Genomic DNA, 13672 nt, shown 5'->3' with positions numbered 1-13672 from the left:
CTGTTCATTTGAGACCATAAACGGACCAATGAAACACTTCGATCAGGAACTTTTACAGCCTATGGAAACATTCAATTTCATCTTGAACAAAGCATCACAAAGAATTACTATTGAAGTATATTGTATACTGTATACAAAAAATAAGAGGTAGCATATGATCATTGACTTCCCATTCGGAAAAAACACAATCCATGCCGATATCCCTGAAGACAGGATACAGAATATCTTGGTATCACCCCTGCACGAATACAAGGCGCCTGCCTCCCCACAGGAACTCATCGATGAGGCCCTGGAACATCCCATCGGCAGCAAGAAACTGTGCGAACTTTCGGAAAATCGCCAACACATCGTCCTGTTGGCCAGTGATCATACCAGACCAGTACCAAGCAGATTTATCATTCCTGCAATGCTAAGGGAAATACGTAAAGGCAACCCCGAAGCTGAAATTACTATATTGATTGCAACCGGCTGTCATCGTGGAACGACAAAACAGGAACTGATTGCAAAATTCGGAACAGAAATAGTCAGCAAAGAACATATTGTCATCCACGACTGTGACACTTCTCCTGTAGTGGACATCGGTACACTGCCAAGCGGCGGTACCTGCCTGATCAACAAGTTGGCCGTTGAAGCTGACCTGCTGGTATCCGAAGGGTTCATAGAACCTCACTTCTTTGCCGGATACTCAGGATCACGGAAAAGTGTTCTGCCCGGAGTCGCCTCCAGGACAACGGTACTGGCCAACCATTGCTCAGAGTTCATTGCAGACTCCCATTCCAGGACAGGGATTCTTGAAGGTAACCTGATACACAAGGACATGGTCTGGGCCGCCCGCCAGGCAAAGCTGGCCTTCATCGTCAACGTAGTCATAGATGCCAGGAAATCTCCCATATATGCAGTCGCAGGAGATATGGAAGCAGCACATGAGACAGGTTGTCGGTTCCTGGACAACTTGTGCAAGGTTGAAACGGCCCCAGCCCCTATAGTCATCTCCACCAACGGCGGTTACCCGCTTGATCAGAACATCTACCAGGCTGTCAAAGGAATGACCGCCGCTGAAGCTGCCGTGACCAAATCAGGAGTCATCATCATGATCGCACGATCAGACGACGGTACCGGTGGAGATGCTTTCTACCATCAGATGGCAGATGAACCGGATATCAACAAGACACTCAAGCTGTTTATGAGCAGAAACAGGACAGCTACCGTTCCCGATCAATGGCAGACGCAGATTTTCATCAGGATCCTACAAAAGGCAACGGTCATCTACATATCAGAAGCTCCCGACGATATGATACGTGCTCTGCACATGATCCCGGCTCACAGCATTGGGGAAGCATTGAAACTCGCAGAAGACATAGTAGGCAATCCCCAGGCAAAAATCATAGCAATCCCAGACGGAGTCTCTGTGATAGTCAGCAACAAAAAACATATCTAGCTCCGCTGTCCAAATGTAGTATGATTTCTAAATCTGTTTTTGCAGCAAATCAGTGAACTTAACCAAACGACAGACTTTTTCATCGGATCCCGTATGCTGAAAAAGTAACTGGCATGGCTCGCCGTCTGCCAGGAAAGCTCATATCAGGCTTACCGGAACGATACTCCCGGTATATTGCAATGGCTAAAGGATAGCGGTTACTTTTCGAAATGTCGGAATCAAGAATACCGATCCTGATTCGATGACAAAAACATAACCGAAAAAAACCTTTCACAAAATCCTGCATATTCCAAAATTTCTGCTTAGTTTTTTGTAAAAAAAAGGCATGGGAAACCATTTTCCATGCCTTCTATGAAACAATATCGGTTATTTTCCCATTAGGGTAAACATTGTATCACCATATTCATTTTTAAATAATACCAAGGATTGAGCCATGGCAACCTTGAAAGCTGCTTTATCAGGATGTTGTTCGACCTTCACCCCTGCATCTTCAATCTTTTTCAGCAATATCGTTGATTCCTCGTCATTGATCCTATACACTTCGCTCTGCGCATCTTTTGCAGCTTTGACAAGTGCATCCTGTTGGGAAGCATCAAGCTTATTCCATGCAATGTTACTGATACTGAAAAGCATCGGCGTGTACACATGATCAGTCAAAGACAAATACTTCTGCACTTCATAAAATCGCTGGTTATATATCTCGCTTAAAGGATTTTCCTGCCCATCGACTACTCCTTGCTGCAGAGATGAATAAAGCTCTGAAACATCCATCGGCACGGGAATGGCTCCTGCGGCTTCCCAGGCTTTGACTTGAAAACTTGCAGGCAAACAGCGTAATTTGATTCCTTTGAGATCAGCTGGCACAGTCACCGGACGCTTGTTATTTGTCAACTCCCTGAAACCAATCTCCCAAAAAGTCAAGGGATGTATTCCTTTCTGTTGCAACTTATCTTTGATATAATCACCAGCTTTACCTGCTACAGCAGTACGGGCATCCTTAAGTGAGTCAAAGACATATGGCAACTCAAAAGCTTGAATTTCAGGAACCAGACCTGAATAGTAGGAATCACCGCATACTCCGATATCAACAGTACCCTGTTGGAATCCGTTGATCATCGAAGAGGCATTACCTAAGGTCGTATCATAGAAAACCTTTATATCCACAGATCCCTGTGAATATTCCTGTACCTTATCTGCAAATTTTGCCATGGCTCTTCCAGCCGGGCTATTTGCGGACATACCACCTGTTGCAGCAGAAAGTTCAATCCCTTTTTTACTTCCAGCTTCACCTGTTCCATTTGCAAACAGCATAGGCAAAGCACAAAGCAATACCAACATCATCATACTTTTTCTTTTCATATAGAGCTCCTATAAAAAGTCAATAGTTTCTACGGAAACTATCAAGCTCCGTTTGTTTTCTCCTCATAGGAGACCTTACCTTTAGGCCCCTATGACCTCCTCCGCACTCAGTGACCCCCCGACTTCCCTTACCATCAGGGATTCGTCGAACGGCCTCCTGCTGTTCAGGATCGCAAAGATGACCCTCGCCAGCTTACGCGTCGTGGCTATGATGGACTTCCCCGACCCCTTCGTCTCCTTCATCCTTCGGTAAGCCACCATCAGCCGCCAGCTGCCCGTCTTCTTGGACAGCCGCAGCATCCCCATCGTCGCCTGCACCAGCGCCGTGCGCAGCATCTGCGGCCCGTGCTTCGTTATCCTCCCCAGCAGGACCGTGTCGTTCGAGTTGTGCACCGACGGCACCAGCCCCGCATACGAGGCAAACTTCCTGAAGTCTCCCCCGAACCGTCCCTGCAGGTCCCCCGCATAGGCCGCGATCGTCATCGCCGTGACCGCGCCGATCCCCGGCACCGTCCTGAGCAGCGCCACGTCCTCGTTCTCCCCGGCCGTCTCGGCCAGCTGCTTCTCCACTGCCTTGATTTGCTCCGCCAGGTCGTCTATAATGCCGAACAGAAGCTTGAGCGAAGCGGCGGCGGTCTGCGTGAATCCATGGTCTTCGAGATCTTTCAGCAGTCCCTGCCGCTTCCTCTTGCTCTGCAGCTGGCTGTGCCTCGTGTCGACCCCGTAGCCGAGCATCATCCCGTGGACCTGGTTCTTCACCTTCACCTGCGTGCTCACCAGGATGCTCCTGGCCTTCAGCAGCCGCCTGGCCTCCTCGCTCTGCTGGTCGCACAGGTGGCTCTGCGGGAGCATGTCCTTGTACAGGTAATAGGCCAGCGTCCTCGCGTCGTTCCTGTCGTTCTTGCTCGTGCTCTCGCTGATGACCTTGAACCTGTTCGTGTTCACCACCGTCACGGCAAAGCCTTCCTTCTCGAACCTGTTCTTGAAGTACCGGGCGTTGCCCGTCGTCTCCACGGCAAGCCGTACCGGGCAGCCGTATGCCTCCTGCAGGCCATGCAGCCTCGCTGCCAGCTGTCCCAGCCCGTCATGTCCCCTGGTGACGTATGCCTTCTCCTCCACGGGCCTTTCCTCGTCTCCGTCCGCAAGGACGCATACCGTCACCTGCGTCTTGTGCAGGTCCACGCCTACGTCCAGCCTCTCCGTCCCTTCTTCCATGCCGTTTGCCATATCAGGCCTCCTCGCTTCAGTTTCCGGGCAGGACGGCTTCCGTTCGGTGATTCCTTCCAATCTCCTATCCGGCCTCAGCCGCATCGCTGCGGCGGACCACTGAGTGATTCGATGTAAACCCTTCCATTCTCCTTTGCGACATCAAGTGCCATTAGATATGCCGGACTTGCATCTCAGCCTTCCTGCCTGTACCTTCCAGTATAGGCCCTCCAGCTCCTAGGTAATCACCAACTATTTACTTTTTATCACTCCTCCTTTTTTATTTTGCCATCTGTGGTAACCACAGACTGATTTGCGGGAAAATAATCAATAATATGACAGCAAATAACATTACGAGGACAAAAGGCCAGATTTTCTTGCTTATTGACATCACAGGACGTTCACCGATACCCGAAGCAACAAAAAGTGTCATGCCGACAGGAGGTGTTACCAGGCCGATACAGAATGTCACCACCATTACTACGCCAAACTGTATAGGATCAATACCCATTGCACCTGCTGCTGGTGTAAGGATAGGTGCAAAAATCAATACAGCAGGAACAGGATCCAGGAAACAACCGACGACAAGCAATATCATGCCTACCAAAATCATGAACACTTTTGGATCATCGGAAATATGAGTACACATCTGTGCAATCATCTGAGGCAATCCTTGCCGCGTGAGAATCCAACTGAATAATTGTGTTACAGCAACAATGCTAAGAATCATTCCGACACTTTTCAGAGAATTATAAAGACATAGCATAAGCTCCTTGAACTTTAATTCCTTATACACCCATAGTCCAATGATAATGGCATAGAGACAGCTGGCGGCAGCAGCCTCCGTCGGTGTAAATATCCCGGAATAGATACCACCCAAAATAATTACGGGTGTCAGCAATGCCCAAATGGATTCTTTGAAGCTATGCCAGACTTTTTTCATCGAGAAAGAACCGCTGCCTTTATATCCTTCCCTTTTTGAAATCAGCACCGTAAGGACCATCATCAAAATTGCAATCAACAGGCCAGGGAAAAGCCCTGCAAGAAGCATATCCCCAACAGAATTTCCTGTACTGCAACTATACAGCACCATCAGAATACTTGGCGGGATAATCGGTCCAAGAGAACCTCCTGAAGCTTGAAGTGCACAGGCAAAATCAATATCATAACCATTCTTGGTCATTGCAGGAATCATCATTCCACCTATTGCAGCCACACAGGCGGCTCCAGAACCAGTCATGGCAGCAAAAAATGCGCTGGCAACGATAACCACAAGACCCATACCACCAGGCAAATGTCCGACCAGAGCTTCGGCAAAGCCAATGATTCTTCTCGAAATACCCCCATATTCCATCAATGCACCAGAAATGATAAAGAATGGTATCGCCATAAGAGGGACGGATCCAACTCCGGTCATCATCTGATTTGCAACAATATTCAAGGGTAAATTCATAAAACCGAGCACATATCCAATTGCAGCAAGACCCATTGAAGCAACAACAGGTACCCCTAACAGCAATAAAACCAAAAAGAAAACAATCATCAACAAACTACTCATGGATATTGTCTCCTTCCTTTATTCCTTTGAAATCAAGTCGAATCTTCTGTATCAGAATGGCTGCCCAAGCTGTTGATCCCACTGAAAGAGACATCGTGGAAATATAAACAGGCAGTTTCAATATAGACGTAATCTGCCCTGAATGATGCTGAAGCAAACAAACATTCCAGCTTTCATAACAGACAATAGCAATAAATACAAGAAACAGAAAATCCTGAACCAATTTCAAAATATAAATTGATCGGGATGTCTTGAGTGCATCATGCAGCAATGTAATTGCTATATGTTTTTCGTCAATGCTCTCCAAAGCAGCACCAATGAAAACGAACCAAACGAACATGAGAATAAACAGTTCATTGCTCCAAGGAATGGATATCTTAAGTACATATCGGGTAACGATGACTATATTTTCCAAAATAATCCACAATAATACGAGAATACCGAGAAAAATTTTAAAATCATAAACCAAACGAGCATATTTTTTTGCATCCATAACCTATACCTTTGCAACTGCACGCACAGGGCAACCATCCACATGCTCCAAATGCAATGGCATACAGATGAATTCACAACGGTCACTGCCGATCTTGTCAAAATTAGTAAGATACTCTACCAAGAGAATATTATTTCGAAGCAATATAGTATGAGAAGGTTGTTCTTCAGGGCCTACCTTACGTTCTTTCAACAATCTAATTGCATAATCCTGGGGAAAATCAAAAGCCACTGTCTGAGGGTGTATGGATGCAATATAGGACAATCCTTCAGGTGTTATATATGGTGCATGATCCCAAAAATCCTTACTTTTCCAATCCATTTGTACACCCCAATCTGTTCGCAATAACAAAATCTTTGCCTGGGGTCCAGCAGTGACTGCCTTTTCAATTTCCTCTGCTGTATAAGCATGGTCAGCACATCCATGAGGCAACACAAGGTCAACAACCCGGGCTTCCCCATTGAAATATGACAGAGGAAAAGCCGTACTGTCTGGAAATTCAGCACCGGTATGACGTGGAAAATCAATGTGTGAAAACCAATGGGAAGTCAGATTGAATCCTGTGATCTGCCACATATCTCCACGTTCAAATGAAGAAATCTCTTCCCTATGGAACTTCGGGTATCGCCAATGATTTTCTATAATCGGCCAACTTAAATCAATATACATTCTACCACTCTCCTTTTACTGGTTGGATAACACCATTTCCAACACTTACCACATATAAACATATTCCGTGCCAAGTCCTGCTTACTATATAAAAATTTTATATTTTTTTGATGAGGTTTTTGCAAAACTCGAAACTGATTGGTCAGGGTGCATAAATATGCAGTTTTCTCAGCAGGATTCCCGGCCTGTGTCCGGAAGGGAAAGAAGAGGGAGGAACTGAGGGAAAGGCTGCACCAGCATGCCATGGTGCCGGGAGGACAGCCCCGCCCCGTACGGCAAAGGACAGGTGCACCGTCATTCTTTTCTTTGAAAAACAATTCTTTTTAGGGTATGAAAAAAGGCTCGCTTTTGATATACTTTGATTGTAAAAAAGAATAAAAGGAGCCTTTACCATGGATAATACACCGAACCGCCTTTCACTGCAACCCCTCCTCTTCGACCGGCAGGACCTGTGCGGCTGCTTCTTCCTTGAGCCCACCCCGAAGGAGGTGGAGTTCCTGCGCTACTGGCAGGCACTGGTTGCCCTGGTCCCCACGCGGCTTTCCCGGCCTGCGGGAGGGCGTACCGGGCGCAGGGGCTACAGCCTGATGGACATACTGGCGGTGCGTGCGGTGCTGCTCTTCTTCCGCCTGGACACCGTCACGGCGGCGGTTGCCCTGCTGCGCTCGAGCCCGAACCTGAGGACGGTGACACAGCTGGGACGGGTACCCAGCCCGTCGTCGGTGAGCAGGCGGACGGCACGGCTGCTGGAGGAGATGGACTTCCGGGGGATCCATGACCGGCTGTGCAGGCAGTTCTATGCAGGCAGGACGGTGTGCCACCTGAGCCTTGACAGCACGCCCGTGGATGCACGGGAGAAGCCTGCGGTGAGGGCGAAGCGGCAGAAGGGCCGGAGGGGCCGCCCGAAGGCCGGCAGCGCAGAGGAGAAGGCGGTGCAGGAAAGGAAGGGGCAGGAGGCACGCCTGGTGCAGCTGCGCGACAGCGGGGACCCCCATGCCTACCTGGCCACGCTGGAACAGCGGTGTACGGTCACCGGGAAGCGGAACAGCAGGGGGCACATGCAGTGGCGCGTGGGCTACAAGGTACACCTGGCAGTGGACGACAGCGGCATCCCGGTGGCCAGTGCGGTGACGGGGGCGTGCGTGCATGACACGCAGCCGGCAATCCCCCTGCTGCGCATCGCCGCAGGGCGGTGCACCTGGCTGTATGCCCTCATGGACGGCGGCTACAGCAGCGGGGCAATCAGGGACAGGGTGCTTGCCATGGGCAGGGTGCCGCTCATCGACTTCAAGGCCGACCGCAACGGGGCCAAGGAGGAGATGGACCCTGCCGAACGCGCCAGGTACGGGGCACGGACCACGGTGGAGCGTACCAACAGCGAGCTGAAGGAGTGCTTCCTGCCGAAGGTGCTGTACGGCCGGGGGCCGAGGGCACATTTCGACCTGCGGCTTGCGGTGCTGATGCTGACCGTCAAGCGGATGGGCAAGGTGCTGGAAGCACGGCAGGCAGCAGGGAAGAGCGCATAGCAGGAAGGAACGGAAATGATGACAGAGGCAGGCACCCGGGAGGGCGTCCGTCCTGCGTGTGCGCGCAGGCCTGCGACAGGCCATAAAGGCTACATGATGCGGCCGGTTTCCATCCCCTGCAGCTGTCAGGCATGGCTTCTGCATGGATATGCATCATCCGTGAATATTTATTCAGGCATCCGTGAGTTTTGCAAAAACCTCTGATATATATACTATTTACTGTAACCAACATAACTTACTTATCATATTCTACTAAAATTCAAATCAATGAAAAATATCATACCTTTATCAATGTTACAAATATTGTTTCATGAAACAACAGCCATCATTCAAATAAACAGATTCACAAGGTATTCCCTTCATACCTTTATGCAAATCACATGACGTTCAGCCAATGTTCAAAAAGAAGCATAAGAATGATTTCAGACTGAACCAACAATAGGATTAGTTTGCATCTTCACTATCTTGGAAAAACATCAGGCAAGTCTGCACTATACCATCAGCCAAGCTTCATCCAGGATCCTCTTGCAACCGGCGATGACAAGTTCCGGATTTTCATCGGGACGTGGCTTCACTTCAAAACTCAAAATAGGACGCGAAACAGGATTGAGATATCCTATCTCCAGAAGCTTTGACAGATAGGCCGCAAGATATTCCGTATTATTTTCACTGCCAGGATATCCAAAGCGGGGATGAAGGTCACCATAACAAGGATTCGATGGATCAGAAATCAACGTATTGCCCATATGAGCATGCCGGATATATTTTCGTATAGGATCGATAGCCTCATCCAACGTCTCCCGCAGCATAGGTATATGGCTGCAGTCAACCATAAGCCCGAAGTTGTCCACTTCCCGGCATACGGCCTGAGCGTATCGCGCGGCTAACGGAGCAGGTCCGATGAGAGAACATTTATCAATATCGTTGTCGAATATCTCCAATACTACAGGCATCTGACCCTTTTCCGCTACATATCTGCAAATCGTAACTGTGGAATCAACCAAGGCAGCCAAATGCTCATCAATAGCATCGGAAGACCATCCCCGTGACAGAAACTGAAAGTCCAAAGCTCCGAGACGATAAGCCTCATCCACTCCGGCTTCAAGTTCCCGGATTGCCTGAAGTCGTTCTGCTTCATCAAGGGAATTGATGTTCAGCCCTGTCCTGAACAGTCTTCCATGTGCGCTGTATGTACAGCCGACATGGGCCTGGGCACAGCTCTCCACCACAACAGCTTCTTGTTCAGGAAACGGCAGCTGTCCCAGCTCAATGATGTCAAACCAAGGATCCTCCATGAGATGATGCAAAGTCTGGATGAACGATGAAGAAGCTTGGGCAGCTTCAGGATAAGCCATGGAATGGACAATACCGAGCCTGCAGTATGAACGGATAGGAACCTTCATTTCAATCATTCTCCTTATTGAGCATAGCGGCAATAGTCGCTTGACACGACGGGACCGAACCAAGGACAGGAATCCCAGACAATCTGGTACCTTGATCGGCCAGATGTGCCATGGATGCCTGGGCAAGGACAATGACATCATACCCAGATGTATCGGCAATTGTCTGCAATACATGTTTGTCATGAAGTTCCATGTCGCCACGTTTCATCGCCTCATAGGCTTCGGAATCATCAGAAGACATGATTTCTGGTAAGGGAAGACCATATCGAACAGCAGTCGCACGCAGATGTTGTTCAGTGGGTCCAACCGTACTACGGGCCGTAGCGATGACTCTGATTCGGCTGCCCGATTTCACTGCCAACTCACACATTGCATCATCGATGGCTATTACAGGCACTTTTATGAATGGCCGTATTTCTTCCACGGCCGGAGTCAAGGTAGAGCAAGTGACTACAATCAGTCCAGCTCCTGTCATTTCCATATTCCTGATATCGTTGAACAGACGAAGTTTGTTGTCTATGCTGAAACATCCTCGCAGACCAGGATCAGAAGCCAGGAAATCGTCAAGCAGGTTGTGATAGGTAACCTGTCCTTTGACCAACCTGGACAATTGTGGAACAAAACTGTCCAGGACTGGCCGTACCGTATAGATAAGTCCGATACTTTTCATATCGATCGCTCCTTACTGACATCGACCTGCAGTATAGGTACTGCAGTTGATATCAAAATCATTGATGAACCCATGATTCATTTCCCGATTGAAGTCAGATAATCTGCTTCAAACTTGCTTCCATATGCTTTGAAAGTTACACAGTCCATATAATCGGCAACCAGTTTCTGTTTGTTGATATATCCCTCCTGCCAAGCAGAGGACTGGGATACTTTCTTGAACACGTCACTCCAATAGGCAACTGCTTCAGGGCTCATGTTCTTCGAACCGACGACGGATCTCCAGTTCGGCACCTCAACATCATGATATCCCAACTCTGAAAGGACCGGTGCAGATTGCAGATTGCCAGGGAACCGTTTCGAAGCAAGTGCAAGTATCGGTATCAAACGTCCTGCTTCTACATATTGGGAAGCAGCTGCAGGTTTGCAGATAAGAAGATCCACATGGTTCCCTAGGATTGAGGTAATGGCAGTACCTGAAGAATCATTCACAATGAAAGCAAACTGATCGGCAGAAACACCCAGTTCCTTGACCAAAGCAGCGTGACAGGCAATGTCATCTCCCTTGGAACCAGCCATCACGACATCTTCTCCCTTCTGCAGAGCTTCAAGGACTTCCTTGAAGTCCTTGAACCGGGAATCAGGAGTAACAAAAATCAAATGGTTGTCGACTGCCATATGGGCAATAGGCTGGAAATCAGAGAATCGGCGGTCAGTATTTTTATCCATCGGCATCAGATCTCCGCTGTTGAATGTCAGCAAGGTGTGGTCGGCCTTGACACCCTTTACTGTCGAGACCAATGCCCTGCCGACTTCTCCTGCCCCATCGGTCTTATACTGGATAATGATATTCTGGCCGTTCACTAGCTTTTCAGATGTCATGATATCCTGAAGGGTCCTGGTAAAGATGTCACTTCCGCCTCCAGGTGACGAAGTACAGTACCACTCGATGTTCTGCGTCGGGACAAAGGTACCTCCAGCTTTCTGTTCACTATCTCCGTTTGCAAAGACAGGAAAAGCCAATAAGGCGACAGCAACGACTGTCAAGATTTTTTTATACATAATCAACTCCTTTTATGTAAATAAGATAACCTCAATTTTCAGGTTATCGTTTTTCCCTTGATAGTATCCCTCTGATGATTGGGGTAGCAATGATTGCAAACAAGACAACCATAAAACAGCAAGCAATCGGTTCTGTAAAGAATATAGAGATGCTTCCGTGACTTATGATGAAGGATTTCCTCATGTTTGATTCCAGCAGAGGCGCAAGTACAAATGAAAGCAGCATAGGGGCCGTAGTATACCCGTTCTTCTCACAGAGATAACCGATGACTCCGGATATCAACATGACGATGACACCGTACAGAGAATTGGTACTGCTGTAGGAACCTACGATACAGACGATCGTGATACAGGGAACCATCAACTTGATCGGAACTGATAGAATCCGGGTTATCCATGGAATGATTCCCAAGGCAATAGCCAGCGTCAGCAGATTTGCCAACACCAAGGAAGCAATCAGACTCCAACAGAATTCGGGTTGGGAGGAAAACAGAAGAGGCCCGGGATTCAACCCCCACATCATCAAGCCACCGAGAAGAACAGCTCCTGTACCCGAGCCAGGGATTCCAAGGGCAAGCAAAGGTGCAAAAGAACCGGCAGCTGCGGCATTGTTCGCAGCTTCGCATGCAGCAATGCCTTCGATGGCACCGGTCCCCAAAGGTTCTTCGCTCTTGAAACCCTTCTGCATGGCATAGCCAAGGAATGAACCCGTCGTAGCTCCGGCTCCGGGTAACACTCCTACGAACGTTCCCATGAAACCGCTTCTGATGGCAGGAGGCAACAGCCTGCGCAGCTCATGTAGAGACAGCAGGGAACCCTTCAGGGACATCTTTCCCTCGACCATGGTTTTTGTACCGACATCCTTTTCATCAATCAACTTCATGACCTGGGCAAAACCGACAGTACCGATAACAAACGGGATAAAAGGTATACCACCCAGCAGGAACACGTTGCCAAAATCATATCTCGGTGACCCCGTCAGCGTATCCATGCCTACAGTCGCAACCAATATTCCGGCAAGTGTAAGGACAATACCTTTCGTAGGGTTGTCACCCACCAACCATCCGATGCTGGTCATAGCGACCAAGAGCAGGGCTGTCATTTCAACAGGACCAAACTTCAATCCGAACTCGGCCAATGCAGGTCCCATGAATATGAGAATTCCAATACCGATGAATCCACCGATGAATGAGGATAGATTGGATGTATACAAGGCTTGCCCAGGTCGTTTCTTTACTGTAGCCATAGGGTAGCCGTCCAATGTCGTCATAACTGCAGGACTGTCCCCGGGAATATTCAACAGAATGGCACTGAATGAACCTCCGTACATATTCGAATAATATAGTGCCCCCAGCATGATGATTGCCGTCGTCGGATTGAACTTATAGGTAAGCGGAAGCAACAATGCGACACCTGCCAAGGAACCTATCCCAGGCATGGCTCCGACCATCAAGCCAAGGATTGCCCCTAGGCCGGTAACCAATAGATTCTGTATCGACAGGACATTGAGCAGACCATTGCCCAGCAACATGAGATTATGCATTCACCTACCCCCTTTACATCCAGCTAAACAGCAGACCTTTGGGAAAAGCTATGTTGAGCCAACAGCCAAAGACCCCGATCACAATACTTCCCATGATGACGAAACATATTATGGTGGCCTTCCAGCTGGCCCTTTCATAGATACGTACCCACCAGAACAGGAATATCCCAAGTGACAGATACATGCCAAAAACCAAGCATCCTAGCAAGATGGCTAAGGTACCAAGAACCGGATACCAGTTTTCCTTCCTGCTGTGTTGATCATCATCCGATCTGACCTGCAACAATGTCATCACGCTGACAATCATGAGGCAAATGCCGACAATCGACGGGAAAAAGCCGGGCAATGGCCCCTTTGTTGCATGGTAAAAGCCATACTTGGTTATCCCAAGAAAAGAAAAAACAGCACCGAAGACAAAAGCAACAATCGGAATGATGATCTTCGTCTTTAATCTGCCGAGCTTACTCATATTTTGCATCCTTTTCCGTCAATCTGTTCTTCACTTAAAATCTGCAGCCATATTGTCTGAAAACCATCCTGTGCAACGGTACAAAGCAGAATCCTACTATATATCCAAACATAAAAGCTTAGACGCCATATATAAGGCAAGTTTTTCCAGTAAGCATCGGGATCCTGTCAAGGCTCCTGTAATCGTCGGTAGCCAACGGACGACAATACTTCACAAGAAGGCTGCTATTCGATAATTTTACAATTACTTCCGGTTTGACTTCGGTTGTATTTCCCAG

The 13672-nt window shown here is 48.4% G+C and carries 13 protein-coding genes; 2 read left to right on the top strand and 11 right to left on the bottom strand.

Going from position 1 to position 13672, the window contains the following annotated elements:
- Positions 1–154: 154 nt before the first annotated feature.
- Entirely contained in the window at positions 155–1438 is a 1284-nt protein-coding gene (gene larA, locus LKE40_12590) for a nickel-dependent lactate racemase (protein ID MCH3918268.1), read from the top strand.
- A gap of 366 nt (positions 1439–1804) precedes the next feature.
- Here larA and LKE40_12585 read toward each other — a convergent pair whose 3' ends face one another.
- From LKE40_12585 to LKE40_12560, 6 genes are all read right to left on the bottom strand, one after another.
- Positions 1805–2797: a DctP family TRAP transporter solute-binding subunit gene (locus LKE40_12585; GenBank protein ID MCH3918267.1), complete on the bottom strand. Its 993-nt coding sequence runs from the start codon at positions 2795–2797 to the stop codon at positions 1805–1807.
- 81 nt (positions 2798–2878) lie between these two features.
- The gene (locus tag LKE40_12580; GenBank protein MCH3918266.1) at positions 2879–4024 is read right to left on the bottom strand and encodes an IS110 family transposase; all 1146 of its coding nucleotides are present in this window, start codon (positions 4022–4024) and stop codon (positions 2879–2881) included.
- Positions 4025–4283: 259 nt separating this feature from the next.
- Entirely contained in the window at positions 4284–5561 is a 1278-nt protein-coding gene (locus LKE40_12575) for a TRAP transporter large permease (protein ID MCH3918265.1), read from the bottom strand.
- Entirely contained in the window at positions 5554–6054 is a 501-nt protein-coding gene (locus LKE40_12570) for a TRAP transporter small permease subunit (GenBank protein ID MCH3918264.1), read from the bottom strand. The genes LKE40_12575 and LKE40_12570 overlap by 8 nt, the downstream gene beginning before the upstream one ends.
- A gap of 3 nt (positions 6055–6057) precedes the next feature.
- On the bottom strand, positions 6058–6723 hold the full coding sequence (locus tag LKE40_12565) for a cyclase family protein (GenBank protein ID MCH3918263.1): 666 nt from the start codon (positions 6721–6723) through the stop codon (positions 6058–6060).
- 142 nt (positions 6724–6865) lie between these two features.
- Positions 6866–7021: a hypothetical protein gene (locus LKE40_12560; GenBank protein MCH3918262.1), complete on the bottom strand. Its 156-nt coding sequence runs from the start codon at positions 7019–7021 to the stop codon at positions 6866–6868.
- A gap of 94 nt (positions 7022–7115) precedes the next feature.
- On the opposite strand from LKE40_12560, the gene LKE40_12555 reads away from it, so the two are divergent.
- A complete protein-coding gene (locus LKE40_12555) occupies positions 7116–8249 on the top strand; it encodes a transposase (GenBank protein ID MCH3918261.1) in 1134 nt (377 codons plus the stop codon).
- A 491-nt stretch (positions 8250–8740) separates the two neighbouring features.
- Here the strand turns inward: LKE40_12555 and LKE40_12550 are convergent, their stop codons facing one another.
- The 5 genes from LKE40_12550 to LKE40_12530 form a co-directional block, all read right to left on the bottom strand.
- Complete coding sequence (locus LKE40_12550) at positions 8741–9661, bottom strand: sugar phosphate isomerase/epimerase (protein MCH3918260.1); 921 nt, start codon at positions 9659–9661, stop codon at positions 8741–8743.
- Positions 9654–10322, bottom strand: coding sequence for an aspartate/glutamate racemase family protein (locus LKE40_12545; GenBank protein ID MCH3918259.1), 669 nt, complete (start codon positions 10320–10322; stop codon positions 9654–9656). Before LKE40_12545 ends, LKE40_12550 begins: the two co-directional genes overlap by 8 nt.
- Before the next feature lie 77 nt (positions 10323–10399).
- Positions 10400–11383, bottom strand: coding sequence for a tripartite tricarboxylate transporter substrate binding protein (locus LKE40_12540; GenBank protein MCH3918258.1), 984 nt, complete (start codon positions 11381–11383; stop codon positions 10400–10402).
- Between the two features lie 43 nt (positions 11384–11426).
- Entirely contained in the window at positions 11427–12926 is a 1500-nt protein-coding gene (locus tag LKE40_12535) for a tripartite tricarboxylate transporter permease (protein MCH3918257.1), read from the bottom strand.
- Positions 12927–12939: 13 nt separating this feature from the next.
- The gene (locus tag LKE40_12530) at positions 12940–13395 is read right to left on the bottom strand and encodes a tripartite tricarboxylate transporter TctB family protein (GenBank protein MCH3918256.1); all 456 of its coding nucleotides are present in this window, start codon (positions 13393–13395) and stop codon (positions 12940–12942) included.
- Positions 13396–13672: the final 277 nt, after the last annotated feature.

This window comes from Spirochaetia bacterium, from assembly GCA_022482625.1.
In the GTDB taxonomy this organism is placed as follows: Bacteria; Spirochaetota; Spirochaetia; order Sphaerochaetales; family Sphaerochaetaceae; genus Pleomorphochaeta.
This window is presented reverse-complemented; position numbering and strand designations above follow the sequence as displayed.

Coding starts and splice junctions, on each gene's coding strand:
- larA (MCH3918268.1), top strand. CDS start 155: ATGATCATTGACTTCCCATTCGGAAAAAACACAATCCATGCCGATATC.
- LKE40_12585 (MCH3918267.1), bottom strand. CDS start 2,797: ATGAAAAGAAAAAGTATGATGATGTTGGTATTGCTTTGTGCTTTGCCT.
- LKE40_12580 (MCH3918266.1), bottom strand. CDS start 4,024: ATGGCAAACGGCATGGAAGAAGGGACGGAGAGGCTGGACGTAGGCGTG.
- LKE40_12575 (MCH3918265.1), bottom strand. CDS start 5,561: ATGAGTAGTTTGTTGATGATTGTTTTCTTTTTGGTTTTATTGCTGTTA.
- LKE40_12570 (MCH3918264.1), bottom strand. CDS start 6,054: ATGGATGCAAAAAAATATGCTCGTTTGGTTTATGATTTTAAAATTTTT.
- LKE40_12565 (MCH3918263.1), bottom strand. CDS start 6,723: ATGTATATTGATTTAAGTTGGCCGATTATAGAAAATCATTGGCGATAC.
- LKE40_12560 (MCH3918262.1), bottom strand. CDS start 7,021: ATGACGGTGCACCTGTCCTTTGCCGTACGGGGCGGGGCTGTCCTCCCG.
- LKE40_12555 (MCH3918261.1), top strand. CDS start 7,116: ATGGATAATACACCGAACCGCCTTTCACTGCAACCCCTCCTCTTCGAC.
- LKE40_12550 (MCH3918260.1), bottom strand. CDS start 9,661: ATGATTGAAATGAAGGTTCCTATCCGTTCATACTGCAGGCTCGGTATT.
- LKE40_12545 (MCH3918259.1), bottom strand. CDS start 10,322: ATGAAAAGTATCGGACTTATCTATACGGTACGGCCAGTCCTGGACAGT.
- LKE40_12540 (MCH3918258.1), bottom strand. CDS start 11,383: ATGTATAAAAAAATCTTGACAGTCGTTGCTGTCGCCTTATTGGCTTTT.
- LKE40_12535 (MCH3918257.1), bottom strand. CDS start 12,926: ATGCATAATCTCATGTTGCTGGGCAATGGTCTGCTCAATGTCCTGTCG.
- LKE40_12530 (MCH3918256.1), bottom strand. CDS start 13,395: ATGAGTAAGCTCGGCAGATTAAAGACGAAGATCATCATTCCGATTGTT.